General features: G+C 68.7%; 22 protein-coding genes. 5 read left to right on the top strand and 17 right to left on the bottom strand.

Annotation, left to right across the window (positions count from 1 at the left end):
* Positions 1-274: 274 nt before the first annotated feature.
* Positions 275-1,162 carry a succinate--CoA ligase subunit alpha gene (gene sucD / locus E3T49_RS04350; RefSeq protein ID WP_134423742.1) on the bottom strand — a complete coding sequence of 296 codons (888 nt, stop codon included), beginning with the start codon at positions 1,160-1,162 and terminating at the stop codon, positions 275-277.
* 13 nt (positions 1,163-1,175) lie between these two features.
* Positions 1,176-2,345, bottom strand: a complete 1,170-nt coding sequence (gene sucC, locus E3T49_RS04355; protein WP_134423743.1) for an ADP-forming succinate--CoA ligase subunit beta — start codon at positions 2,343-2,345, stop codon at positions 1,176-1,178.
* Between the two features lie 221 nt (positions 2,346-2,566).
* On the opposite strand from sucC, the gene E3T49_RS04360 reads away from it, so the two are divergent.
* A complete protein-coding gene (locus E3T49_RS04360; protein ID WP_134423744.1) occupies positions 2,567-3,277 on the top strand; it encodes a VIT1/CCC1 transporter family protein in 711 nt (236 codons plus the stop codon).
* A 56-nt stretch (positions 3,278-3,333) separates the two neighbouring features.
* Entirely contained in the window at positions 3,334-3,732 is a 399-nt protein-coding gene (locus tag E3T49_RS04365; protein WP_134423745.1) for a DUF3054 domain-containing protein, read from the top strand.
* A gap of 141 nt (positions 3,733-3,873) precedes the next feature.
* Here the strand turns inward: E3T49_RS04365 and E3T49_RS04370 are convergent, their stop codons facing one another.
* The 7 genes from E3T49_RS04370 to E3T49_RS04400 all read right to left on the bottom strand — a co-directional run bounded on the left by E3T49_RS04370 (position 3,874) and on the right by E3T49_RS04400 (position 11,671).
* On the bottom strand, positions 3,874-4,167 hold the full coding sequence (locus E3T49_RS04370) for a hypothetical protein (RefSeq protein WP_134423746.1): 294 nt from the start codon (positions 4,165-4,167) through the stop codon (positions 3,874-3,876).
* A 34-nt stretch (positions 4,168-4,201) separates the two neighbouring features.
* Positions 4,202-5,020, bottom strand: coding sequence for an FAD:protein FMN transferase (locus tag E3T49_RS04375; RefSeq protein ID WP_241972641.1), 819 nt, complete (start codon positions 5,018-5,020; stop codon positions 4,202-4,204).
* Positions 5,004-5,537 (bottom strand): FMN-binding protein, encoded by a 534-nt coding sequence (locus tag E3T49_RS04380; protein WP_134423747.1) that lies wholly within the window; start codon positions 5,535-5,537, stop codon positions 5,004-5,006. Before E3T49_RS04380 ends, E3T49_RS04375 begins: the two co-directional genes overlap by 17 nt.
* A complete protein-coding gene (locus tag E3T49_RS04385; RefSeq protein WP_241972642.1) occupies positions 5,534-6,949 on the bottom strand; it encodes a ferredoxin reductase family protein in 1,416 nt (471 codons plus the stop codon). Before E3T49_RS04385 ends, E3T49_RS04380 begins: the two co-directional genes overlap by 4 nt.
* Before the next feature lie 120 nt (positions 6,950-7,069).
* The gene (locus E3T49_RS04390) at positions 7,070-8,140 is read right to left on the bottom strand and encodes an FUSC family protein (protein ID WP_241972643.1); all 1,071 of its coding nucleotides are present in this window, start codon (positions 8,138-8,140) and stop codon (positions 7,070-7,072) included.
* Positions 8,140-10,596, bottom strand: a complete 2,457-nt coding sequence (locus tag E3T49_RS04395; protein WP_134423748.1) for an ATP-dependent helicase — start codon at positions 10,594-10,596, stop codon at positions 8,140-8,142. The genes E3T49_RS04390 and E3T49_RS04395 overlap by 1 nt, the downstream gene beginning before the upstream one ends.
* Before the next feature lie 58 nt (positions 10,597-10,654).
* The gene (locus tag E3T49_RS04400; RefSeq protein ID WP_134423749.1) at positions 10,655-11,671 is read right to left on the bottom strand and encodes a glycerophosphodiester phosphodiesterase family protein; all 1,017 of its coding nucleotides are present in this window, start codon (positions 11,669-11,671) and stop codon (positions 10,655-10,657) included.
* Positions 11,672-11,709: 38 nt separating this feature from the next.
* Between E3T49_RS04400 and E3T49_RS04405 the strand changes: the two genes are divergently transcribed.
* The gene (locus tag E3T49_RS04405; RefSeq protein WP_134423750.1) at positions 11,710-12,258 is read left to right on the top strand and encodes a hypothetical protein; all 549 of its coding nucleotides are present in this window, start codon (positions 11,710-11,712) and stop codon (positions 12,256-12,258) included.
* Between the two features lie 65 nt (positions 12,259-12,323).
* Complete coding sequence (locus tag E3T49_RS04410; protein WP_134423751.1) at positions 12,324-13,130, top strand: Bax inhibitor-1/YccA family protein; 807 nt, start codon at positions 12,324-12,326, stop codon at positions 13,128-13,130.
* A 427-nt stretch (positions 13,131-13,557) separates the two neighbouring features.
* On the opposite strand, the gene guaA is transcribed toward E3T49_RS04410, so the two are convergent.
* The 7 genes from guaA to E3T49_RS04445 all read right to left on the bottom strand — a co-directional run bounded on the left by guaA (position 13,558) and on the right by E3T49_RS04445 (position 21,436).
* The gene (gene guaA / locus E3T49_RS04415; protein ID WP_420898530.1) at positions 13,558-15,150 is read right to left on the bottom strand and encodes a glutamine-hydrolyzing GMP synthase; all 1,593 of its coding nucleotides are present in this window, start codon (positions 15,148-15,150) and stop codon (positions 13,558-13,560) included.
* A complete protein-coding gene (locus E3T49_RS04420) occupies positions 15,147-15,587 on the bottom strand; it encodes a DUF3817 domain-containing protein (RefSeq protein WP_134423752.1) in 441 nt (146 codons plus the stop codon). The genes guaA and E3T49_RS04420 overlap by 4 nt, the downstream gene beginning before the upstream one ends.
* A gap of 9 nt (positions 15,588-15,596) precedes the next feature.
* Positions 15,597-16,382: an SURF1 family protein gene (locus E3T49_RS04425; RefSeq protein ID WP_134423753.1), complete on the bottom strand. Its 786-nt coding sequence runs from the start codon at positions 16,380-16,382 to the stop codon at positions 15,597-15,599.
* Positions 16,382-17,878 (bottom strand): cation:proton antiporter, encoded by a 1,497-nt coding sequence (locus E3T49_RS04430; RefSeq protein ID WP_134423754.1) that lies wholly within the window; start codon positions 17,876-17,878, stop codon positions 16,382-16,384. The genes E3T49_RS04425 and E3T49_RS04430 overlap by 1 nt, the downstream gene beginning before the upstream one ends.
* Positions 17,879-17,881: 3 nt before the next feature.
* A complete protein-coding gene (locus E3T49_RS04435) occupies positions 17,882-18,409 on the bottom strand; it encodes a cation:proton antiporter regulatory subunit (protein WP_134423755.1) in 528 nt (175 codons plus the stop codon).
* 79 nt (positions 18,410-18,488) lie between these two features.
* Positions 18,489-20,216, bottom strand: coding sequence for a glycerol-3-phosphate dehydrogenase/oxidase (locus E3T49_RS04440; RefSeq protein WP_134423756.1), 1,728 nt, complete (start codon positions 20,214-20,216; stop codon positions 18,489-18,491).
* Positions 20,217-20,317: 101 nt separating this feature from the next.
* Positions 20,318-21,436, bottom strand: a complete 1,119-nt coding sequence (locus E3T49_RS04445) for a GuaB3 family IMP dehydrogenase-related protein (protein WP_134423757.1) — start codon at positions 21,434-21,436, stop codon at positions 20,318-20,320.
* A gap of 63 nt (positions 21,437-21,499) precedes the next feature.
* On the opposite strand from E3T49_RS04445, the gene E3T49_RS04450 reads away from it, so the two are divergent.
* A complete protein-coding gene (locus E3T49_RS04450) occupies positions 21,500-22,642 on the top strand; it encodes a MalY/PatB family protein (protein WP_134423758.1) in 1,143 nt (380 codons plus the stop codon).
* A gap of 8 nt (positions 22,643-22,650) precedes the next feature.
* On the opposite strand, the gene guaB is transcribed toward E3T49_RS04450, so the two are convergent.
* Positions 22,651-24,153 carry an IMP dehydrogenase gene (gene guaB, locus E3T49_RS04455; protein ID WP_134423759.1) on the bottom strand — a complete coding sequence of 501 codons (1,503 nt, stop codon included), beginning with the start codon at positions 24,151-24,153 and terminating at the stop codon, positions 22,651-22,653.
* Positions 24,154-24,231: the final 78 nt, after the last annotated feature.

A 24,231-nucleotide genomic window follows, 5' to 3' on the forward strand; every position in this document is an offset into this window, starting at 1 on the left:
AAACTCTGAACTATGCCACACCACACGAACGACTGGCCGAACTGATCCTGGCCGCATAATGAAACTACGGACCCCGTCCGGAAAGACCGGGTCACCCCACGCTATTTCGGCGCGTTTCAGCAAGAATCTCCGTCGAATTGGTTCGGCCGGCCGGGCGGTCACGAGCAGGCGGGCACGGATGCCGCGGGCCGGCACAGCGAAAGGGCCCGCCCCTGGGAGGCAGGCCCTTTCGGTCCCGGCCGGTGGCTCAGTGCCACCGTGGTTCACCTGCCGGTTACAGCGCGGCGAGAGCCTCGCGCAGCAGGGTGGCGGCCTCGCTCGGCGTCTTGCCGACCTTGACCCCGGCGGCCTCGAGGGCCTCCTTCTTGCCCTGGGCGGTTCCGGCCCCGTTGGAGACGATGGCGCCGGCGTGGCCCATGGTCTTGCCCTCGGGGGCGGTGAAGCCGGCGACGTAGCCGATCACGGGCTTGGTGACGTGGGCCTTGATGTACTCGGCCGCCTTCTCCTCGGCGTCGCCGCCGATCTCGCCGATCATGACGATGGCGAGGGTCTCGGGGTCAGCCTCGAACGCCTCGAGCGCGTCGATGTGCGTGGTGCCGATGATGGGGTCGCCGCCGATGCCGATGGCGGTGGAGAAACCCAGGTCCCGCAGTTCGTACATCATCTGGTAGGTCAGGGTGCCCGACTTGGAGACCAGGCCGACCGGGCCCTTGCCGGTGATGTTCGCCGGCGTGATACCCACGAGCGCCTCACCGGGGGTGATGATGCCGGGGCAGTTCGGCCCGATGATGCGGGTCTTGTTGCCCTTGGCCTTGTTGTACGCCCAGAACTCGGCGGAGTCCTGAACCGGCACACCCTCGGTGATGATGACGAGCAGCGGAATCCCGGCGTCGATGGCCTCGATGACGGCGTCCTTGGTGAAGGCCGGCGGCACGAAGGCGATCGAGACGTCCGCGCCGGTCTTTTCGATGGCCTCGGCGACCGTGCCGAAGACGGGCAGCTCGACGCTGCCGTGCATGACCGAGGTGCCGGCCTTGCGGGCGTTGACGCCGCCGACGACCTGGGTGCCGGCCGCCAGCATGAGGGCGGTGTGCTTGGTGCCCTCACCGCCGGTGATGCCCTGCACGATGACCTTGGAGTCCTTGTTGAGGAAGATTGACATGTTCGAAAATCCCTTACTTCGCGGCGTGGGCGAGTTCGGCGGCCTTGGCGGCGCCCTCGTCCATGGTGGCGGCCAGTGTGACGAGCGGGTGGTTGGCCTCGGCGAGGATGCGACGGCCTTCCTCGACATTGTTGCCGTCGAGGCGCACGACGAGGGGCTTGTTGGCGGCGCTGCCGAGTTCGGCGAGCGCGCCCACGATGCCCTTCGCGACAGCGTCACAGGCGGTGATGCCGCCGAAGACGTTGACGAAGACGGACTTGACCTGCGGGTCACCGAGGATGACGTCGAGGCCGGCGGCCATGACCTCGGCGGATGCTCCGCCCCCGATGTCGAGGAAGTTGGCCGGCTTGACGCCGCCGTGGTTCTCGCCCGCGTAGGCGACGACGTCCAGGGTGCTCATGACGAGCCCGGCGCCGTTTCCGATGATGCCCACTTCTCCGTCGAGTTTGACGTAGTTGAGGTCGTTCGCTTTGGCCTTCGCCTCGAGCGGGTCCGCCGCGGCAGCGTCTTCGAGCAGGGCGTGCTTCGGGTGACGGAAGCCGGCGTTCTCGTCGATCGTGACCTTGCCGTCGAGGGCGATCACGTCGCCCTCCTCGGTGAGCACGAGCGGGTTGACCTCGACCAGGGTCGCGTCTTCACCTGTGAACACGGAGTAGAGCTGCACGAAGACGGGTGCGACCTTGTCGACCAGGTCGGCCGGGAACTTCGCGTCGACCGCGATCTGACGGGCGGTGGCCAGGTCGATCCCGGTGATCGGGTCGATGGCCGTGTAGGCGAGCGCTTCGGGCTTCTCGACGGCGAGAACCTCGATCTCCACGCCACCCTCGTAGCTCGCGAGCGAGAGGTAGGAGCGGTTGGTTCGGTCCAGCAGCACGGAGAAGTAGAACTCCTGCTTGATTCGCGCTCCGCCGGCAACCATGACCCGGTTGACGGTGTGGCCCTTGATGTCGAGTCCGAGGATGGCGCGACCGGCGGCCTCGGCGTCGTCGGGGGTCTTCGCGACCTTCACACCGCCGGCTTTGCCGCGGCCGCCGACCTTGACCTGGGCCTTGACGACGACAACGCCGCCCAGCTTCTCGGCTGCCGCGCGCACCTCCTCCGGAGTGTCCGCGATGATGCCCGGGAGAACCGGGACTCCATACTGTTCAAACAGGTCTCGTGCCTGATATTCGTAAAGATCCACGCTGCTCTTCCAATCCGCTTCGTAGCGTTCCTGCAAGGTCTTGAGGGGCAAGGAGCACGGCGCCAGTGCCGCAGATAGCTCGACATCAAGACATACGTACCATCTGAAACTCTATCGTCACCAACCGGCATCGCGAACCGCGGGGGCCGCCCTGGCGCGTGCAGCACCGCAGCAGGCGAGTCCCGCTGGCGCTGCAGGCATCCGGATGCTTGGATTCAGTCATGACTGAACCGGAGCACGGCGTCGATCCCCATTCCGCCGACCACGCCTCGCGCCTGAACTGGCTGCGGGCCGGCGTGCTCGGAGCCAATGACGGCATCGTGTCGGTGGCGGCCCTGGTCGTGGGCGTCGCTGCAGCCACCACGGATGCCGCGGCGATCCTGATCGCGGGTGTCGCCGCCCTGCTCGCCGGCGCGATCTCAATGGCCCTGGGCGAGTACGTGTCGGTGAGCAGCCAGCGCGACACCGAGCGTGCCCTGATCGCCAAGGAGACCTGGGAACTGGAGAACATGCCCGAGCAGGAGCTCGCCGAACTGGCCGATCTCTACCAGGCGAAGGGGCTCAGTTCCGAGACGGCGAAACAGGTGGCGCTCGAACTGACCGCGCACGACGCCCTCGGCGCGCACCTCGAAGTGGAACTGCACATCGGTGCGGATGAGCTGTCGAACCCGTGGCACGCGGCCTTCGCCTCGGCGGTCGCTTTCACGGTCGGTGCGATCCTGCCGCTGCTGGCGGTGCTGCTGCCTCCGCCGGAGTGGCGCCTGCCGGCCACCTTCCTCGCCGTCGCGGTCGCCCTGGTCATCACCGGGTGGCTGAGTTCCTATCTGGGCGGCAGCCCGAAGGCCCGCGCGATCTCCCGGGTGCTGGTCGGCGGCCTGCTGGCGCTCGGCGTGACCTGGGCGATCGGCTCCCTGATCGGCACCGCGGTCTGACCATCCGGCCAGACCCGTCGGCCGGCCTCCCGAACCGCGGCACGTAGGCTGGATTCATGGCATTCCAGCAGAACAACCGGTCCGGTCTCCTTCTCGCGGCGGGGCTCGACGCCGCCCTGGTTCTGGTCTTCGTGCTGATCGGCCGGGCCAGCCACGGCGAGGGTCTGCTCGGAACCCTGATCACCGGGTTGCCGTTCCTCGGCGGCCTCCTCGCGGGGTGGCTCGTGATGCGCGCCTGGCACAGCCCGCAGAAGATCGTCTGGACGGGCACCGGCATCTGGATCCTCACCGTGGGCGTCGGGATGCTGCTGCGCACCGTGAGCGGGCAGGGTACGGAGTTCAGTTTCGTCGTCGTGACGACGATCGTTCTGGGCGTGTTCCTGCTCGGCTGGCGCGGCCTCGCGGTGCTGTTCCGTCGCCGCCAGGCACGCACCCGCACCGTCACCGCCGCGTAGCCGCGCCGGCCCCACACGCGCGCACTCTCGCCGCGTTGTCTGCCCGGCGGGCAACTCCCCGACGAGTCATGGTGTGCTCTTTTCGGAGAGGTCGTTCGCCCGTGACGGCGACGGTCACACGTCGATTGCGACACTGACCGCCTACTCTTCGACCCCGGGCCCGCCCGTCTCCCGGTCCTCGTCCTCGTCGTCAAGGTCGACCGGGCGCTGGTCGGCGTCGATCATCCACTCCGGGGCTTCTTCCTCGGTGGGCGGCAAATCCTCGTCGAGGGTCAGTTCGATGTCGTCGATCTCGCGGTTTTCGTCGAGTCCGTCGCTCGCGGCATCCGTTTTTCTCGGCCAGAGTCCGTCCGGGTTGCTCGCCATGATGACCTCCCATTGACGCGAGTCGCCCACGCTGAGCTCCCCCGCGGCGGCAACGGTACGCTCCCCCACCGGAAGCGACAAGGCATCCACGCCCACCGGACCATCAGGCTGAGTCGGCGCGCAACCCCGGCGTGGCCAGCAGCGAACCGTCGCGCAGCACGGCCAGCACCTCGATCGGGAAGGTCTCCGTGCTGCGATGCAGAGCCGGCCGGCCGCCGGCGATGATGGCTGTGGCCAGCACATCCGCCGTCACAATGTCCCGGCCGAACACGGTGACCTGACGGAAGGGCGAGAGCGCGCCGTCGACGGTGGTCCAGATGTGCTCCCCACGCTCGGCGCTGCCCGAGGTGGCCACGGCCCGGAGCGGCGCGCGCAGCGGCACGCTCGCCAGCCGGGCGCTCCGGTCCAGCGGGTCGACGATCGCGGCCGCCCAGTCGAGACCGGGCGTCTGATCGCCCGCCACGAGGATGTCCCCGCCCGCGTTGAGTGACCAGTCCCGCAGGCCGAGCCCGTAGAGCGCCTCGCCGGCGTGAGCGATGGCGAGGCTCTTCACGATGCCGGACAGATCGATGGCACCGTCGGCACGGTGCGGTGTGAACACCCCGTCGGTGCGATCCCGCCAGGCCAGGGCGAGCGCGTAGCAGTCCCGCAGTTCGCTGCCCGCCTGGGTGAGCCGCAGCTCGCCACGATTGACGCGACTGAGTTCGGAGCCCTCCCGGTAGAGGCTGAAACGGTCGTTCCAGCCTCGGAACACGTCCGCGACCGCCTGCCGGGCCGCCGCGCGCAGGGCCTCGTCGTGCGGGAAACCGGCATTACCAGCGGCTGCGCCGATACGGATGCTGATGACGGTTCCCATGCTCTCGACCGTGATTGCCGGGTGCCCGGCGTACCCGCCGGACACCACGCTAGAACTGTGCCGCATCGAGGGCCGCCTGGAGCGACTGGAGGTAACCCTGGGTCGTGTAGGTCGCGCCGCTGACGTTGGCCACGCTCGCCGACTGGGCCGAGAGTACCTCGTCTCGCAGGATCGGGGCTGCCCGGTTGCTGATCATGACCGACTTCTGGTCGTCATTGGTCAGCTGCAGCGGCGTCACCTCGGTGATCGTGCCGTTGTCGATGGTCACCGACACCTGCATGGGGCCGAACCGGGTCTGCACGGCCGAGCCATCGAATGTGCCGGTGACCTCGGTGGCGGCGGGCGCCTCGGCCGCCGGCGCGGTCGTTTCAGGCGTGGTCGTCGCTGCGGAGGACGTGCCCGAACCGGAGGACGTGCCCAGTCCGGATGCGGTCGTGGTCGTCGCCTCAGCCGATGCGGAGGATGACAGCGTCGTCGTCAGCGTGGACCTGAGCGATTCCACGGCGGGGGCTCCGACGAGCCACCCCACCGATAGCACCGAAGCGGAAGCCAGGGCGGCCGCAGCCGCTGCTCGTATTCTCACCAGTCAAACCTTTCACAATGGATCTGTCGCGTCGGAAGTCCGGCCGCGCGGGCATCCCGCACGACCTCGTCGGTCCATCGCCGTGGACCGCACACATACACATCCGCGTCCCGCAGGTGCGGAACCAGGGTCTTCAGGCTGACCCGGGCCGCCAGCGCGTCGGCCGGTAGCCAGCTGTTCACACCCGGCGGTCGCGTGCCCGCGATGATGCGGAATTCAGCGCCTCGCGCCCGGCACAACTCGGCCAGCTCGTAGGCCAGGTAGCTGTCGCCGACGGTGTGCGAGCGAAGGATGACCGTGGCCTGCCCCGGAAGGAACGTCGCCGTCTCCAGCAGCGAGCGAATCGGGGCGACGCCGATGCCGGCGGCCACGAGCACCAGCCGAGGGGACGTCCTGGCACGGTCGGTGAACAGCCCGTACGGGCCCTCGACGCTCACCCGGGTGCCCCGCCGCAGACCTCCGAGCGCCGCCGAAGCATCGCCGAGTGAGCGCACCGTGATGCGGAGGGAAGTACCGGTGGGCGCCGCCGAGAGGGAGAACGGATGCGCCTGCCACCAGAGCCCGGGGGTCCAGAACCGCCAGATGAAGAATTGACCGGAGTGGGCCTGCAGGCGGCGCAGATTGTGCCCGGACAGCCGGATCGACACGACGCCGTCGGCGACCCGGTCGACGCCCTCCACCCGGAGCCGGGCGCGCAGCGAGCGCACGACCGGCAGGATGAAACGGAAGACGAGGATCGACCCGGCGACGCCCACGTAGAGGGCCAGCCAGTAGAACCACTGCGGCGACCCCGCGGCGAGCAGAGCGCCGACGGTCAACTGATGCGGGAGTGAGGCGAGCACGGCCACGTAGGAGAGCAGGTGAACGATGTGCCACACCTCGTAGGGCAGCCGGTGCCGCACGATCACGATGGAGCTCACGACCACGAGCACCAGGAGCCCGAGGCCGACGAAGGCCAGCACCATGTCCGGCAGCACGGTCAGCATGCGCCAGACCTCGGCGAAGACGCTGATCTTGCCGGCGAGCGAGTAGCCGACGATCAGGAGCACGGCGTGGGCCAGGATCAGGTAGAGGGCCGGTTTGCCGAGCGACTGGTGCAGCGCCATGGCGCTGTCGTGGCCGAAGGCCCGGTCGATCGCGGGCAGCCGGGCGGCCAGCAGCATCATGATCAGCAGCAGGTCGGTGCCGACGAGGCCGGCCAGCACGCCGATCGAGGTGAGCGCGTCCGCGGGGGTGGCGAAGCGGGCCGCTCCGCCGTCGGCCAGGAACAGGGCCACGACGAGGGCGACGGAGACGATGCAGAGCACCTGCAGGGTGTCGGCCAGTTGCATCCGTTGCCGGTAGTCGGGGCGCACGAGCGGCGCGGGAGCGCTGCGATGATGCCGCTGGGTGGTGCTCGTGTCGATGCTCATGAGTTGAGCCTCGCGAGCATGCCAATCGAGGGGCTATGGGGAAGCTGTGAGCAACCTGTGCGATTCCAATGGGGTTGCCCTGTCGGAGGGCGGCCGAACGGTCACGGTTCGGGCGGGCCGTCAGGCAGGCCGGCGCTCGCCCAGCCGAACCGCGCCTCGCGCCGCGAGCACGATCAGCACCGCGACCACACCGCCCAGCGCGGTCTCCACCACCCGGTCGACCAGCAGCGTCGGCACGGCGGTCGGGCTGGCCAGGTGCGCCACGGTCAGTGCCAGCGGCGTGACGAACAGCAGCGCCGCACCGTAATGCTTGCCGATCAGGATCTCCGCTCCGAACTGACTGATCGCGATCACAACGATCAACACCCAGACGGATGGCCCGGGCAGCAGCACGAGCGCGGTCACCATCACCCCCAGCGCGGTTCCGACGATGCGGTGCACGGCCCGGGAGATGGAATGCGCGGCGCGGGGCGGCGGCAGCACCGCGACCACGCTCACGACCGCCCAATAGGGATGTCCGATGCCCGAGGCCAGGGCGAGCCCGCCGGCGATCAGCACGCCGACCAGGTTCTGCAGGATCGTGAACCAGACCTGGCCGTCGCGGTAGGCGGCCGGGCGCAGCACCGGCGTGCGCGGCAGCTGCTTGAACAGGTCGCCGGAGCGGTCGCCGGCCAGGCGCCGCGCTGCCCACCCCGACATGGTCAGCAGCCAGGCCAGCGCGGCGCTCGCCACCGCCACCAGCAGCCGCGGCAGCACCTCGTTCGCCGGCGCGGGCACCTGCGCGCAGACCAGGTAGGCGAAGACGAAGAAGATCGGGGTGCCGGGGAACAGGCCGTACGTCGACGCCACCAGGATGCCCGCGGTGATCACGAAGACCAGCCCGAGAACCAGGGCAGGCAGGGCTGCCTCGGTTACGCTCATCGCCAGTCCGGCGGTGACGCTCGCGAGCATGCAGGCCGCGGCGACGCTGACCGTGCGCGCGCGCAGCCGGTACGGCTCGCTCCGGCCGTAGAGCGACGTCATCGCCCCGAACGCCGCGTAGGCGGCCCAGTCGATTCGACCGACAAACACCAGGACCACGAGCGGCACCACGACGGCGATGCTGGCCCGGGACGCCACCTCCAGGTCGAGGGTGCGCAGCGACTTCAGGCGTTCGAGCAGGGTTTCCGGCCGGTCGGCCGCCCCGGACACTAGATCTTCTCTATCGGCGCGATCTTGATCAGGAGCTTCTTTGCGCCCGCCGTGTCGAACTGGACGTGCGCGATGCGCTTGGTGCCGTCACCGGTGACCTGGTTGACGCGGCCGTCGCCGAAATCGACGTGACGGATGCGGTCACCCGCAGCGAGCGTGAGGTCGCCGTTGTCCCGCACCTGGCTCGGCACCCGGCTGGCCCACTCGGTCTTCTTCTTCGGCGCGGGCGGCAGCGCCTGCGGCTCGTCGCGCTTGGCGAACCCGCCGCCGAAGCCGTCACGCCGGGCGTTCAAGGCCCGGGGCTGGGTGCCGCCGCGGGAGTTCGCCATGCCCGGCGACTGCTTCCAGTCGATCAGGTCGACCGGGATCTCCTGCAGGTAGCGGCTGGGCATGGCCACCTGGATGTCGCCGAACTGGGCCCGGGTCATCGCCAGCGAGAGGTAGAGCCTCTGGCGGGCGCGGGTGATGCCCACGTAGAACAGGCGCCGCTCCTCGGCGGGCCCGCCGGGCTCGTTGGCCGACATCTGGTGCGGCAGCAGCCCCTCCTCGACGCCGGTCAGGAACACGGCCTCGTATTCGAGCCCCTTGGCCGTGTGCAGGGTCATCAGCGACACCGTGCCGGACGCGTCGTCGAGGTCGTCGGCGGCGGCGACCAGCGACACCTGGGTGAGGAAGTCGACCAGACCCGAGTCGGGGTTCTCCTTGTTGAAGTCCTTGGTCTGGGCGACGAGTTCTTCGATGTTCTCGGCGCGCGCCTCGTCTTGCGGGTCGCGGCTGCCCCGCAGCAGGGTGAGCAGACCGCTGCCGTCGAGCAGGAAGGTGAGCAGCTCGGACACGTTCGCCGTGCCGGCCGGGTTCTCCGGTATGAGCTTCAGCGCCGCCTCGTCGAGCAGGGTCGCGAGTTTCAGGATGGCCCCGGTCACCTTCGGGCCCAGCCCGAGCGACGCGGAGTCGCGCATGGCCTGCCGGAAGCTGATCTGGTTCGCCTCCGCGAAGCTCGCCAGTGCCGTCTCGGTGGCGGGCCCGATGCCGCGCTTGGGAGTGTTCAGGATGCGGCGCAGGGCCAGTTCGTCGTTCGGGTTCGCGACGGAGATCAGGTACGCCAGCGCATCCTTGATCTCGGCGCGCTCATAGAACTTGGTGCCGCCGACCACCCGGTACGGCACCGCGGAGCGCACCAGGATCTCTTCCAGGGCACGGGTCTGCGCGTTGGTGCGGTAGAAGACGGCCATGTCCCGGTAGGCCATGCCGGCCCGGTGCAGCACCTCGATCTCATCCGAGACGAACTGGGCCTCGTCGTGGCCGGAGTAGGCCGTGTAACCCACGATTTTCTCGCCGTCGCCGCCCGCGCTCCACAGCTTCTTGTCTTTGCGGTCGAAGTTGTGGCCGATCACGGCGTTGGCGGCCGAGAGGATGTTCTGCGTCGAGCGGTAGTTCTGCTCGAGCAGGATCACCTTGGTGCCGGGGAAGTCGCGCTCGAACTCGCTGATGTTGCGCGTGTCCGCGCCGCGGAAGGCGTAGATCGACTGGTCGGAGTCGCCGACCACGGTGAGTGAGGCGCCCGGGATGGCGCCGGTGCCGTCGCGCAGGTTGCGCACGTGCACGCCGGTCGCCTCCATCTCCTCGGCCAGATGGGGCTCGACGGGGCGGGTCAGCTCGCGCACGAGTGAGTACTGCGCGTGGTTGGTGTCCTGGTATTCGTCGACCAGGATGTGGCGGAACCGGCGCCGGTAGAGCGCCGCCACCTTCGGGAACGCGCGGAACAGGTAGACCGTCTCGCCGATCAGGTCGTCGAAGTCGAGGGCGTTGGCGGCGCGCAGACGGTGGGTGTACTGCCGGAAGATCTCGACGAACATGACCTCCTGCGGGTCGCTCATGTTCGCGTTGCGGGCGTAGGAGTCGGCGTCGGCGAGCTCGTTCTTGAGCTTGGAGATCTTCGCCGACGCGTTGCCGGGCGTGAAGCCGAGGGTGTCGGCGTCGAGGGCCTTGATGATGCGTTTGAGCGTGACCTTGGTGTCGGCCGAGTCGTAGATGCTGAACGTGGCGGACAGGCCCGCGCTTTCGGCTTCGCGGCGCAGGATGCGCACGCAGGAGGAGTGGAAGGTGCTGATCCACATGCCGTCGGCCCCCTGGCCGAGGATGGCTTTGACCCGCTCCCGCATCTCCGCGGCGGCCTTGTTGGTGAACGTGATCGCCAGGATCTGGCTCGGCCACGCCTCGCGGCTCTCCAGCAGGCTGGCGATGCGGCGGGTGAGCACGCTGGTCTTGCCGGAGCCGGCTCCCGCGATGATCAAAAGCGCCGGACCGCGGTACTGTACGGCTTCCTTCTGCTGGGGGTTGAGCCCCTCGAGCAGCGGACTCTCCCGGTCGCCGGGAACGGCTCCGTCGAGAATGATGGGCACCGCGGACGGAATCTGGCGGGCGGGCGTGTGATCCGGGTCGAAGAGGGTCGTCATATCGATCCCAATTCTAGGTGCTGCCTCTGACAGTGCCCGGGTGTGCCGTGGGCAGGAGTCAGCCCTCGGCCGCCAGCTCGTCCCGCACGAGCACGGCCAGGTCGGGGTGGTCGGCGAAGACCCCGTCGATCCCGGTGCCCATGATGGTGCGGAACTCGGCCTGCCAGTTGCCGAAATCGGCCCGCAGCCGACCGCGGCGGAACGTCGTCGCGAGGTACCGGTTTTCGGGGCGCAGCGTCCAGCAGTAGATCTCCAGGCCCGCGGCGTGGGCCGCGTCGACCAGGTCGGAGGCGCCGGACACCTGGCCGTCGGCATCCGTCGCCAGGATCAGCGATTTGGGCACGCTGATGCCGTCGACCTTGCCGCTGAGCCCGTAGAGACCCGCATCGGTCAGATAATCGGCGTATCGCGGCGCCTCTTTGCCGAGCAGCGTCAGCTCGTCGAAGGGTTTACCGCGCGCCTCGAGCAGGAAGACGCGCTTGCCGTAGATGCCCCGCGCGTAGACCTTGTCGAGCAGGCTGCGCTCGAAGCTTTCGATCGTGAGACGGCCGTCACCGGCGTTCCAGCCGACATCGTTGACCTCGGCGGCGAACAGCTCGTCGAGCGGCAGCCCGATCGAGTCGAAGTAGGTGGCGTGCTTGAGCTCGGCGACGACGCCGATCGGCCGGCGCACCCGCCCGGAGAGCCGGTCCATCAGACGGAACACGTCTCGCAGGCGCAGCAGCGGGAACCGGTCGTCGAAGGTGGCGCTCGACTTGCGCACCTCGGGCAGGCGTTCCCGGGCGCGCAGGGTGCGCAACTCGCCCCACGTGAAGTCCTCGGTGAACCAGCCGGTGAGGCGGATGCCGTCGATCACCTTCGTGGTGCGCCGGCCGGCGAACTCGGGGTGCGCCGCGACATCCGTGGTCGTCCCGATCTCGTTCTCATGCCGCACCACCAGAACGCCGTCGCGGGTGGCCACGATGTCCGGCTCGACCGCGTCCGCCCCGAGGGCAACGGCCAGCTCATAGGCGGAACGGGTGTGCTCTGGTCGGTAACCGCTCGCCCCGCGGTGACCGATCACAATCGGCTGCATTTGCCAACCCTACGCGTGCAACTGCCAGAATCGAGGCGATGACACCCTGGACCGCTCCCTCCGCCCGCCGGCACCGCTGGGGCGACTATCGCGCACGCTGCGTCACCGGCCTGACGCTGGTCGTGCTCGGGGTGCTGGCCACGATCTTCACCAGCACCTACAGCCTGCTCTTCCTCGCCGTCGGCGTTCCCCTGCAGGTCGTGGGTTGGCTCGTGCTGCCGGGTGCGCTGTGGCGACGGCTCACGGTTCTGGTTCCAGCACTGCTGTCCAGCATCCTGCTGCTGGGCGGGGCCGATTTCAACGGCGCCTTCGCGGCGCTGTTGGCGTGCTGGCTGCTGGTTCGCCACCGCCCCTGGTCAGGCTATCTCGCCCTGATCCCGTCGATCGTGATGAGTTTTTTGATCAAGGAGACCCTGACCGACTACGAACAGAACTGGGTCGGTTACCTGCTCGGGTTCTCCACTGCCGTGGCCGGCGCGTGGCTCGCCTGGTGGCTGGCGGGGTGGAGGAGGCCCCGGAGGCCCCGGTCCCCGCACGCCGTCGACAGTGAATACGGCGGATCCCCAGCAGATCTGAATAGAATCTAGGAACGCTCCAGCGTCCTCCGATGCTGGCTCCACCCCTACCCACGTGATTGTGAGCTACGGCAACCATGGCATCCTCCAACCCCGCATTCTCCCGAAACGCCGCGTTCGGCGCTCCTGGCGCCACTGCAGGTGGCAAGGTGCTCTCCGACAGCGACCTGCAGAGCATGTTCAACGCTCCGTCGGCCGGCTCGCAGGACACCGATCGCATGAGCTACGACGACACCCTCCGCAAGACGGTGCTCAGCTTCGCCCTCCTGCTCGTGACCGCAGCCATCGGCTGGGTCGTCACGCCGGTGACGATGCTTCCGCTCATCGTCGGTGCAATCGCCGGGCTGGTGCTCGGCCTGGTCAACGCGTTCAAGAAGGAGCCGTCGCCGCCCCTGATCCTGGCCTACGCCGCGGCCCAGGGCCTCTTCGTCGGTGGCATCTCCATCGTCTTCGAGCAGATCTACCCGGGTGTCGTCACCCAGGCCGTTCTCGCAACGCTCGTCGTCGTCGGCGTCACCCTGGCCCTCTTCGCCAACGGCAAGATCCGCGCCTCGGCCAAGGCCACCAAGGTCTTCATGATCGCAATGATCGGCTACGGCGTGTTCTCGCTGATCAACTTCGGCATGATGGTCTTCGGCGCGACCGATAACGCCTTCGGCCTCCGCAGTGCGGAGATCTTCGGCATCCCGATCGGCCTCCTGATCGGCGTCCTCGCCGTGATCATGGCCGCGTACTCGCTGGTGCTCGATTTCGACTTCATCCAGCGCGGCGTCAACAACCGCGCCCCGCGCAAGTACGGCTGGACCGGCGCCTTCGGCATCATGCTGACCGTCGTCTGGCTCTATATCGAGATGCTGCGCATCTTCGCCATCGCCCGCGAGTAACACTTCCCACCCCGCACCACCCGAAGGGCCGCTCCCCACAGGAGCGGCCCTTCGTTCGTCCGCCCTCGCACCAAGCTCCCCCTCTCTCCCCCACCATCCGCGCGACAGTGCCCGTTCCGGTCGAGAGTGCCCGCAATACCGGTCACTCTCGACCGGAACGGCAACACTCACCCGAACCTGCGCGTCCGAGCGACCGCGAAGCGCAGCGCAGCGCAGCGCAGCGCAGCGGGGAGTGGGCGGGTCGCGGGGTGTCGAGTTATGGGCGGTCGGGAGCACCCCGGAGCGAAGCGGAGGGGTGCTCCCGACCGCCCATTGTCTGAGCTGAGGAGCGACCCGCCCACTCCCCGCCCCCCCTGCCGAATGAAAAAACACCCCCGACCAGAAGTCGAGGGTGTTTCTTTTCACAGCAAGAGCGAGGAGCAGTCCCCTACTCCCATTCAATGGTCCCCGGCGGCTTCGACGTGACGTCGAGCACGACACGGTTCACCCCATCCACCTCGTTCGTGATCCGGTTGGAGATCCGCGCCAGCAGGTCGTATGGCAGGCGGGTCCAGTCGGCCGTCATGGCGTCTTCCGAGGACACCGGGCGCAGCACGATCGGGTGCCCGTAGGTGCGGCCGTCGCCCTGCACGCCCACGGAGCGCACGTCGGCGAGCAGCACCACCGGGCACTGCCAGATCTCACGGTCGAGGCCGGCGGCGCTCAGCTCGGCGCGCACGATCGCATCCGCGTGGCGCAGCAGGTCGAGCCGGTCCTGGGTGATCGAGCCCACGATGCGGATGCCCAGGCCGGGTCCGGGGAACGGCTGACGCTGCACGATTTCGGCCGGGAGTCCCAGCTCGGCGCCAATCGCCCGCACCTCGTCCTTGAACAGTGTGCGCAGCGGTTCGATCAGTTCGAACTGCAGGTCTTCCGGCAGCCCGCCCACGTTGTGGTGGCTCTTGATGTTGGCCGTGCCGCTGCCGCCGCCGGACTCGACGACGTCCGGGTACAGGGTGCCCTGCACGAGGAAGCGGATCGGGTCGCCATCCGTTTCTGCCGCCTCCTTGATCAGCTCGGCCTGGGCCTGCTCGAAGGTGCGGATGAACTCGCGGCCGATGATCTTGCGCTTGGTCTCCGGGTCGCTGACGCCCTCGAGGGCGGTCAGGAACTGCTCGCGCACATCGACGGTGACCAGGCGCACGCCGGTGGCCTTGACGTAGTCCTCCTCGACCTGGCGGCGCTCGTCCTGGCGCAGCAGGCCGTGGTCGACGAACACGCAGACGAGCTGGTCGCCGATGGCCTTGTGCACGAGGGCGGCGGCCACGGCGGAGTCGACGCCGCCGGACAGCCCGCAGATGACCTTGCCGGTGCCGACCTGGGCCTGGATGCGGGCCACCTGTTCGGCGATGACGTTGCCGCTGTTCCAGTCGGCGGGGATGCCGGCGGCGCGGTGCAGGAAGTTCTCGAGCACGTTCTGGCCGAATTCGGAGTGCTTGACCTCCGGGTGCCACTGCACACCGTAGAGGCGGCGCTCGTCGTTCGCGAACGCGGCGACGGGGGTGGACTCGGTGGAGGCGAGCACGGTGAATCCTGCGGGGGCCTTCGACACGGAGTCGCCGTGGCTCATCCATGCGGTCTGCTCGGCCGGCTGGCCGGCCAGCAGCGCATTGCCGCTGTCGGTGACCCTGACCGGGGTCGCGCCGTACTCGCTCTGGCCGGTGCGGGCCACCTCACCGCCGAGGGTCGTTGCCATCACCTGGAAGCCGTAGCAGATGCCCAGGATCGGGATGCCGAGGTCGAAGATGGCCGGGTCGAAGGTGGGGGCACCCTCGGCGTAGACGCTGGACGGCCCGCCGCTGAGCACGATGCCGAGCGGGTTCTTCTCGGCCACCTCGGCAGCGGTGATCGAGTGGGCCACGATTTCGGAGTAGACGGATGCCTCGCGCACGCGGCGCGCGATCAGCTGCGCGTACTGGGCGCCGAAGTCGACCACCAGGACGGGGCGTGCGCCGGTCTGCGCGCTCACAGCGGCGCTCACGGACGGGCCTTCGCCGCGGCGGCAGACGTGTCGGCGTGCGTCGCCAGGAAGGCGTTGACCTCGCGCGCAACGCGCACCTCGAGGAAGAAGGACAGGGTAGGAATGATGCCTCCGAGTGCGATCAGCAGGAACTTGGGGAATGACCAGCGCATCAGGCTCCAGAGCTGGAAGTCGCTGAACAGGTAGAGCACGTAGAGCCAGCCGTGCACAATCAGGATGCCGGTGCTCACGTTGAACGCGGTCACCGAGTCCCGGGCGGTGAGGGCGATGATCCCGTTCGGGCCGCCCGCTTCGATTTCGAGCTGAAGCACGAACTTCAGGAAGACCTCGACGCAGAGCAGCAGCAGGAAGACACCGGTGATGACCGAGGAGACCTTGTAGAGCCGGAGCGCGCCGGGGATTTTGGGGATGTCGGCAGGCTTGGGGTCAAGTGGCATAAGCCAATTCTAGACGGCCTCCGCCGCGTCGATGGCGGCCTGTTCCCTCTGCCGTTCCCAGTCGTCCCGCACCAGGCGGTACCAGAGGAAGACCGCGAAGCCGGCGAAGACCGCCCATTCCAGGGCGTAGAAGATGTTCAGCCAGTTGACCGAGGCGTCGTTGCCGGGCACGGGCGAGTCGATCACGGTGAGGTTCGCGGCGGCATCCGTGTCGACGATGTAGCCGGCGTAGACGGACTGGTCGGTGAAGTCGGTCCACTGGTTGATCAGCGCGGCGGTGGAGACGGTGGTCTGGGTCTGCGGGTCACTGTCGGCGTCGGGCACGGCCGGGGCCTCGGAGGGCACGAACCGTCCGGTCACGCTCTGCTGCTGCCGGGCCGGCTGGGCCGCGAGCTCCTCGATCGCCGCCCGGGCTTCCGCCTCGGACGCCGCCCAGCCGCGAGCAACGGCGATGGTGGAGACGGGCACGGATGCCGTTGCCGCGGTCTCGAAGCGGCTCACCACCCAGAATCCGAGCTCGCCCCCGTTGAGACGTTCGCTGATCAGCGTTTCATCGCCCGGCAGGTAGGAACCGTCAACCGTGACGAGCTGCCCGGTGGCGGCCTCGCGGGGCGGCCCGTCGGGCTGCAGGGCGGCGTCGAGCGGCTGCACGGTCTCGGTGCTGCGCTCCACGACCTCGCCGGAGGCGATGGCGCGTTCGAGCTGCCACCGGCCGAGGAGGGCGAAGGCGGCGGCGATGGCGAGCGCCAGGAGCAGGGCGAGCAGCCACCGGGGGCGGAGCATGGTCTTGATCATCAGTAGTCCCCTGAAGCCGTGTCGCGCACCGGCTTGTCGGCCGGTCCGGTTTCGGCGGGAAGCCGGCCGGAAATGAAATCGAGCATCGAGTCGCTGTCGGCGAGTTCGTCAGCGTCAGCGTCGGCGCCGGCGTCCACGCCGGAATCCTGGTCGCCGACCGCGTCGGGAGAGGTCGGCGCCGGCGGTGCAGGCCGTCCGCGGCGGTCGGCGGCGAGGCGGTCGGCGGCGCGCTGCGCATCCGGGCCGCTGTCGGCCTTGATGGCCGCCTCCACCAGGGCGATTTCCTCTTCCAGCATCCGGTCGTGGGCGCGCTGCCGCGACGGAACGATGGCCCGGCGCCGGCGCAGAGCCGCCCCGATCTTCTCGGAGTTCGCCGCGAAAATCGGCCCGAGGATCGCCATCGTGAGCACGTAGAGTCCGGCGAAGGGCTGTAACCGCTGATCGAGGCCCGCGGTCACCGACAGGGTCGCGAGGATCAGCGTGAACTCGCCGCGGTTGACGAAGATGGCCGCGGTGTTGAGCCCTTCCCGCGGGCCCATGCCGTGCAGCTTGGCCATCAGCATGCCGGAGATCAGGCTCAGCACGAAGGTCATGCCCACGGCCGCGACGACGATCGTGATCACCGACCCGAATTCGGCCACGTTCAGCGCCAGACCGAAGTTGAGAAAGAAGAAGGCCCCGAACACGTCGCGCAGGGGAACGGCGACGCGTTCGATCCGTCCGCGGTACGTGCTCGCGCCGAGCACCACCCCGATCAGGAAGGCGCCGATCGCATCCGTCACGCCGATGATCTCGCCGATCCCGGCGAACAGCACGGCGAGCCCGAAGAACAGGATGGTGAACAGCTCGTCATCCTTGGTGCGCATCAGCCGGGACACGACCTTGGCCCCCCAGCGGGCCACCGAGAACATCACGACGAGGAAGAGGAAGGCGATGCTCAGTTGCAGCACGATCGGCCAGACCTCGGTCTTGCCGCTGAGCACGACGGACACGATCGCCAGGTAGACCGCGATGAAAATGTCGCCGACGACGGTCACTCCGAGGATCATCGGGGTTTCCTTGTTCGCCAGGCGGCGCAGTTCGATCAGGAGCTTGGTGATGATGGCGCTCGAGGAGGTGCCGGTCATCCCGGCGATCACGAGAGCCTCCCGGCTGCCCCAGCCGACCATCAGGCCGAACGCGAAGCCGACTCCCATGTTGATCAGAACGTAGGAGCCACCGGAGAGCAGGAGTTTTCCGGCGTCACCGAAGAACGCCTCCTGGTCGAATTCGAGGCCGAGACTGAAGAGGAGCAGGATCAACCCGAACGTCGCGATCAGGGCGATGTCCGCCGACTGGAAGTCGAGCGGGAACCAGCCGCTGTTCGGGCTCGCCATCAGTCCGACGATCATGTAGATCGGGATGGACGGCAGTCCGATCAGCTTTCCGGCGCGACCGAGCAGATACGCAACGACCAGCAGAATGCCAAGAGTGATGAGGTCTTCGCCGAGATGCATCGGCTATCCTCCGGGCGGCGCGTCGAGGGATTTGGGCTTGACCTCGCCGGTGCGGAAGAAGGCGAACGCCTTCGCGACCTTCTCCGGAGACCCGGCGACGACCAGGGTGTCCCCGGGGAAGACACGGAAGTCGTGGGCGGGCGCCGGGTTGGCGGACTCCCCGCGCACGACGGCCACGACCGTGAGGCCGGCGATCCCGCGGTCGGCGGGGTTGCCCAGCGGCTGGCCGGCGATGTGGTCCTCGTAGTCCACGGTGAACCAGTCGATGCTGAGCCCGGGGATCTGGTCCAGCGCGGTGAGCGACTCGGTGATCTGGGTGCCGCCGAGCAGTTCGGCGAGGGTGTGCGCCTCGTCTTCCTTCAGACGCAGGGACACCTTGGCCGCGTCGGGCCCGCCCTCGTCGTCCGCGAAGGTGATGAGGTCGCTGTGCCCGGAGCGGTGGGCGATGACGCCGACTTTGCCGCCGTCATCCGTAATGAAGGTGTGCAGCACTCCCACCCCGGGAAGTTTGACCCGCCGAACGTCAACCATGGTGCGACTCCTGAGGTTTGTGGGCAGTCAGGCCAGTCTACCGGAGCGAGTTTGGGTGACGGATGCGGCGGGTGCGCCCCTACTTCGTGACCCCGATGTCCGGGGCCTCGAGGCGCGCGCGGTCGGCGGACTCGTCGTCGGGCTGCTGTTGCGACGCACGCTCCGCCGCCACCCGCTTGAGATAGTGGCCGACTTCGCGTTCTTCCCGGGCCTCGTCCCAGCCGAGCACGCCGGCCATCAGCCGGGCCGCCACGGGGGCGGCGGACACCCCGCGGTCCCAGGCCTCGATCGAGATCCGGGTGCGGCGCGCCAGCACGTCTTCGAGGTGCAGGGCACCCAGATGCGTGGCGGCGTAGACCACCTCCGCCTCGATGTAGTCGTCGGCCCCCGGGAGCGGGTCGGCGAGAGACGGCGTGGTGCGGATCAGGTCGAGCAGCTCGTCGGTCAGGGTGCCGTACCGGTTGAGCAGGTGCTCGACGCGCACGGTGTGCAGGCCGAAGGCCCGGGCGATCCGGCTGCGCTTGTTCCAGGCGGCCTGGTAGCCCTCGGCGCCGAGCAGGGGGATGTCGTGGGTGGTGGAGGCCGGCACGCGTTCGTCGAGCGCGTCGGCGGCCGCATCGATCGCATCCTTGGCCATCACCCGGTACGTGGTCCATTTTCCGCCCGCGATCACCACGAGTCCGGGAACGGAGTGCCCGACCAGGTGTTCGCGCGACAGCTTGGAGGTGCTCTCCGACTCGCCGGCCAGCAGCGGCCGGAGGCCCGCATACACGCCCTCGACGTCTTCCCGGGTGAGCGGCACCCGCAGCACCGCGTTCACATGCTCGAGCAGGTAATCGATGTCGGCGGCCGTGGCGGCGGGATGCGCCTTGTCCAGGTGCCAGTCGGTGTCGGTCGTGCCGATCAGCCAGTGTCGTCCCCACGGGATGACGAAGAGCACGCTCTTCTCGGTGCGCAGCAACAGGCCCATCGCCGACTGGAACCGGTCCCGGGGCACGACCAGGTGCACCCCCTTCGACGCCCGCACCTTGAAGGTGCCGCGTTCGCCGACCATGCGCTGGGTGTCGTCCGTCCAGACTCCGGTCGCGTTCACGACCTGACGGGCGCGAACGTCGAACCGCTCCCCGGTCTGCAGGTCGTGGGCGTGCACGCCGACGACCCGCTCGCCGACCTTGATGAAACCTTCGACGCGGACCCGGCTGGCCGCATGCGCCCCGTAGAACGAGGCGGTGCGCACGAGCGAGGCCACGTAGAGCGCGTCGTCGACCTGGCCGTCGTAGTAGGTGATGCCGCCGACGATCGTGTCGGTGTTCAGGCTCGGCAGGAGCCCCTTCACCTGACGCTTGGACAGGTGGCGGTGGTGCGGCACTCCGGGGCGCCCGCCCGCATAGGAGAACAGGTCGTAGAGCAGCATGCCCGCGCCCACATAGAAGCGCTCGGTGACACGCTTCCGGAGCGGGTAGAGGAACCGCACGGGCTTCACCAGGTGCGGGGCGATGCGCTGCAGGAGCAGCCCGCGTTCGGTCAGCGCCTCGCGCACCAGCCGGAAATCGGCCTGCTCCAGGTAACGGATGCCGCCGTGCACCAGTTTCGACGACCGGCTCGACGTGCCCGACGCCCAGTCCCTGGCCTCGAGGATGCCCACGCTCAGACCGCGGGTGACCGCGTCCAGTGCGGCGCCGGCACCGACGATGCCGCCGCCCACGACCAGGATGTCGAGCTCCTTGCCCTTCAACCGTTCGAGGGCCGCGGCCCGTTCTTCCGGTCCCAGCTTCGTGGACCGTGACGCCGAGTTGCCTGTTGCCATGTGCTCACTCCCATTTCGGATGGTCTGGTGTGTACACAAAAGCTAGTTCACTCGGTACGGCGCGACAACCGCCCGCCGGGCCGGATGCGGCCGGTGACGGCCTAGTTCCCCCGGTAGGGAGCGACGACCACCTCGACGCGCTGGAATTCCTTCAGGTCCGAATAGCCGGTCGTGGCCATCGAACGGCGCAGGGCACCGACGAGGTTCGCGGTGCCGTCGGCGATCGGCGTCGGGCCGTTGAGAATGGTCTCGAGCGGCGCGAGGGCGCCGACCTCGACCCGCTGGCCGCGCGGCAGCTTCGGGTGGTGCACCTCGGCACCCCAGTGGAACCCGCCGCCGGGGGCATCCGTCGCCCGGGCGAGGGCGGTGCCGAGCATGACCGCGTCGGCGCCGCAGGCGATGGCCTTGACGATGTCGCCGGAGGTGTTGAGGCCGCCGTCGGCGATGACGTGCACGTAGCGTCCGCCGGACTCGTCCATGTAGTCCCGGCGGGCGCCGGCGACATCCGCCACGGCCGTGGCCATGGGCGCGTGGATGCCGAGGGAGGCGCGCGTGGTCGAGGCAGCGCCGCCGCCGAAGCCCACGAGCACGCCGGCCGCGCCGGTGCGCATCAGGTGCAGGGCCGCGGTGTACGTCGCCGCGCCGCCCACGATCACGGGCACATCGAGCTCGTAGATGAACTTCTTCAGGTTGAGGGGTTCCTGGTTCTGCGAGACGTGCTCGGCGGAGACGGTGGTGCCGCGGATGACGAACAGGTCGACTCCGGCGGCGACGACGGTCTCGTACAGTTCCTGCGTGCGCTGCGGCGACAGGGCACCGGCCACGGTCACACCGGCCGCGCGGATCTCCGCGAGGCGCGCGGTGACGAGTTCGGGTTTGATCGGCTCGGCGTACATCTCCTGCATACGCGCGGTGGCCCGGTCGGCGGGAAGCTCACGGATCTCGGCGAGGAGAGGTTCGGGGTCGTCGTAGCGGGTCCAGAGACCCTCGAGGTCGAGCACGCCGACGCCGCCGAGCTGGCCCATCATGATGGCCGTCTTCGGCGACACCACGGAGTCCATCGGCGCCGCGAGGAACGGGATCGAGAACTGGTACGCGTCGATGGTCCAGCTGACGGACACGTCCTCCGGGTCGCGGGTGCGCCGACTGGGCACAATCGCGATGTCGTCGAAGGCGTACACGCGGCGAGCGCGCTTGGAGCGGCCGATCTCGATTTCCATGACTTCAGTTTAGAGGCAGCGGGGCTCCTCGACGACGGATGCCGCGAGGTGCATCCTGAGGTGATGGACGTCATCGCCGACCCTCTGTCCCTGCTGCGCGAGCGCACGAGCATGAAATGGCGCAGTTTTCCCGCCGATGTTCTGCCGCTCTTCGTCGCCGAATCCGACTTCCCGCTTGCGGCACCCGTGGCCGAAGCGCTGATCGCGGCGGTGCGGCGCAGCGACACCGGGTACGTCGCTCCGGTCAACGGGCTCGCCGAGGCTTTCGCAGGCTTCGCCGGCCGCCGCTGGGGCTGGCCGGTCGACCCGGAACAGGTGAGCACGACGACGGATGTCAGCGTGGCCATCGTGGAGACGCTGCGACTGCTGATCCGGCCCGGCGACCGGGTCGCGATCACGCCACCGGTGTACCCGCCGTTCTTCGATCTCGTCCCCGAGGCCGCAGGCCAGGTGGTTTCCGTCCCGCTCCTGAACGGGCAGACAGGCTGGACCCTCGACCTCGATGGCCTGGAGCGAGCGTTCCAGAACGACGTGCGCGCCGTGCTGCTCAGCAACCCGCACAACCCGGTCGGCCATCCGCACACCGTCGAAGACCTCACGGCACTGTCCGTACTCGCCGCACGGTACGGCGTCACGGTGGTCAGCGACGAGGTGCATGCCCCACTGACCTACGCCGACGCCGTCTTCACGCCTTACCTGACCGTCTCCCCCGAGGCCGCCGACCACGGCGTCTGCGTGACCAGCGCCAGCAAGGCGTGGAACCTGGCCGGCCTCAAATGTGCCGTGATCGTCACGGCAGGCGAACGGATGCGCGCCGCGCTCGCGCCCCTGCCGCGGGAGGTGTCCTGGCGCACGAGCCAGTTCGGCCTGATCGCGGGCATCGCCGCCTACACCCACGGCGAGTCGTGGCTGGACGGTTCGATCGCGGCGCTCGACACCAACCGCGGGTTGCTCACCGCCCTGCTCGACGCGGAGCTTCCCGGAGTCGGCTACCGGCCGCCCGACGCCGGCTACCTCGCATGGCTCGACCTGCGCAGCCTCGGCTGGGGTGACGACCCGGCCCTGGTCGCGCTCGAACAGGCGCGGGTCGCGCTCAGCCCCGGCCCCCTGTTCGGCGAACCGGGGCGGGGCTTCGCCCGGCTCAACTTCGGCTGTTCGCCCGAGGTGCTCGCCGAGGCGGTCTCCCGGCTGGCCGCTGTCGTGTAGCTCGTGCTCTAGCGGCGGTAGTTGGGTGCCTCGACCACGATCTGCACGTCGTGCGGGTGCGACTCCTTCAGCCCCGCGGAGGTGATCCGCACGAACTTGCCCTTCTGCTTGAGCTCGTCGATCGTGCGCGCGCCCACGTAGAACATGGACTGGCGCAGGCCGCCGATCAGCTGGTACGCCACGGCGGACACCGGTCCGCGATAGGGAACCTGGCCTTCGATACCTTCCGGGATGAGCTTGTCGTCGGAGGGGACATCCGATTGGAAGTAGCGGTCCTTGGAGTAGGAGGTCTTGGTGCCGCGGCTTTGCAGCGCGCCGAGCGAGCCCATGCCGCGGTAGGTCTTGAACTGCTTGCCGTTGACGAAGACGAGTTCGCCGGGGCTCTCGTCACAGCCGGCGAGCAGGGATCCGAGCATGACGGTGTCCGCTCCGGCAACCAGGGCCTTGGCGATGTCGCCGGAGTACTGCAGTCCGCCGTCGGCGATCACCGGGATGCCGGCCTCCCGAGCCGCGAGCGACGCCTGGTAGACGGCGGTGATCTGCGGCACGCCGACGCCGGCGACGATGCGCGTGGTGCAGATCGAGCCGGGGCCGACGCCCACCTTGATCGCGTCCGCGCCGGCGTCGATGAGGGCCTGGGCGCCGGAACGGGTGGCCACGTTGCCGCCGATCACGTCGACCGCCTCGAACGCCGGGTCGGACTTCAGGCGACGGATGATCTCGAGCACCCCGGCGCTGTCGCCGTTCGCGGTGTCGACCACGAGCACGTCGACGCCCGCGTCGAGCAGGGCGGTGGCGCGCTGCCAGGCGTCGCCGAAGAAGCCGATGGCCGCGCCCACGCGCAGGCGCCCGGCGTCATCCTTGGTTGCGAAGGGGTATTCCTCGCTCTTGTCGAAGTCCTTGACCGTGATCAGGCCGGTGAGGCGGCCGTGGTCGTCCACGAGGGGAAGCTTCTCGATCTTGTGGGTGGCGAAGATGGCGACGGCGTCCATCGGGGCCATACCCACCTTGCCCGTGATCAGCGGGGCCGTGGTCATCACCTCGCGCACCCGGGTGGTGTGCTTCTTGGTGCTGGAGACGAAGCGCATGTCCCGGTTGGTGATGATTCCCACGAGCACGCCGTCGGCGTCGATGACGGGAAGGCCGCTGATGCGGAACTGCCCGCAAAGGGCGTCGACCTCCGCGACGGTGGCATCGGGCGAAGTTGTTACCGGATTGGTAATCATGCCGGATTCACTGCGTTTGACGAGGTCGACCTGCTCGGCCTGGTCCGCGATCGACAGGTTGCGGTGCAGCACGCCGAGGCCGCCTTCGCGGGCCATCGCGATGGCCATCCGGGTCTCGGTGACGGTGTCCATCGCACTGGACAGGAGCGGGGTGGCCACGCTGATTCGGCGCGTCAGGCGAGACAGGGTCTCGGCTTCACTGGGAATCACGTCGGTGTGCCCCGGAAGAAGAAGGACGTCGTCGTACGTCAGCCCGGTGAAACCGAACGGATCTGGCTGATCCATGAAACCCCTTTTACAGATGCGAGAAAGTGGAAAAAGACCGGCGTTCCAACTCAAAGTCCGGCTTGTCAATGTTAAGCG

Source organism: Cryobacterium cryoconiti (genome assembly GCF_004403065.1).
GTDB lineage: Bacteria > Actinomycetota > Actinomycetes > Actinomycetales > Microbacteriaceae > Cryobacterium > Cryobacterium cryoconiti.

What these genes read in the sequence shown, in the direction of transcription:
- sucD (WP_134423742.1), bottom strand. Translation starts at nt 1,162, where the DNA reads ATGTCAATCTTCCTCAACAAGGACTCCAAGGTCATCGTGCAGGGCATC.
- E3T49_RS04360 (WP_134423744.1), top strand. Translation starts at nt 2,567, where the DNA reads ATGACTGAACCGGAGCACGGCGTCGATCCCCATTCCGCCGACCACGCC.
- E3T49_RS04365 (WP_134423745.1), top strand. Translation starts at nt 3,334, where the DNA reads ATGGCATTCCAGCAGAACAACCGGTCCGGTCTCCTTCTCGCGGCGGGG.
- E3T49_RS04375 (WP_241972641.1), bottom strand. Translation starts at nt 5,020, where the DNA reads ATGCGGCACAGTTCTAGCGTGGTGTCCGGCGGGTACGCCGGGCACCCG.
- E3T49_RS04385 (WP_241972642.1), bottom strand. Translation starts at nt 6,949, where the DNA reads ATGAGCATCGACACGAGCACCACCCAGCGGCATCATCGCAGCGCTCCC.
- E3T49_RS04395 (WP_134423748.1), bottom strand. Translation starts at nt 10,596, where the DNA reads ATGACGACCCTCTTCGACCCGGATCACACGCCCGCCCGCCAGATTCCG.
- E3T49_RS04400 (WP_134423749.1), bottom strand. Translation starts at nt 11,671, where the DNA reads ATGCAGCCGATTGTGATCGGTCACCGCGGGGCGAGCGGTTACCGACCA.
- E3T49_RS04405 (WP_134423750.1), top strand. Translation starts at nt 11,710, where the DNA reads ATGACACCCTGGACCGCTCCCTCCGCCCGCCGGCACCGCTGGGGCGAC.
- E3T49_RS04410 (WP_134423751.1), top strand. Translation starts at nt 12,324, where the DNA reads ATGGCATCCTCCAACCCCGCATTCTCCCGAAACGCCGCGTTCGGCGCT.
- E3T49_RS04420 (WP_134423752.1), bottom strand. Translation starts at nt 15,587, where the DNA reads ATGCCACTTGACCCCAAGCCTGCCGACATCCCCAAAATCCCCGGCGCG.
- E3T49_RS04425 (WP_134423753.1), bottom strand. Translation starts at nt 16,382, where the DNA reads ATGATCAAGACCATGCTCCGCCCCCGGTGGCTGCTCGCCCTGCTCCTG.
- E3T49_RS04430 (WP_134423754.1), bottom strand. Translation starts at nt 17,878, where the DNA reads ATGCATCTCGGCGAAGACCTCATCACTCTTGGCATTCTGCTGGTCGTT.
- E3T49_RS04435 (WP_134423755.1), bottom strand. Translation starts at nt 18,409, where the DNA reads ATGGTTGACGTTCGGCGGGTCAAACTTCCCGGGGTGGGAGTGCTGCAC.
- E3T49_RS04440 (WP_134423756.1), bottom strand. Translation starts at nt 20,216, where the DNA reads ATGGCAACAGGCAACTCGGCGTCACGGTCCACGAAGCTGGGACCGGAA.
- E3T49_RS04445 (WP_134423757.1), bottom strand. Translation starts at nt 21,436, where the DNA reads ATGGAAATCGAGATCGGCCGCTCCAAGCGCGCTCGCCGCGTGTACGCC.
- E3T49_RS04450 (WP_134423758.1), top strand. Translation starts at nt 21,500, where the DNA reads ATGGACGTCATCGCCGACCCTCTGTCCCTGCTGCGCGAGCGCACGAGC.
- guaB (WP_134423759.1), bottom strand. Translation starts at nt 24,153, where the DNA reads ATGGATCAGCCAGATCCGTTCGGTTTCACCGGGCTGACGTACGACGAC.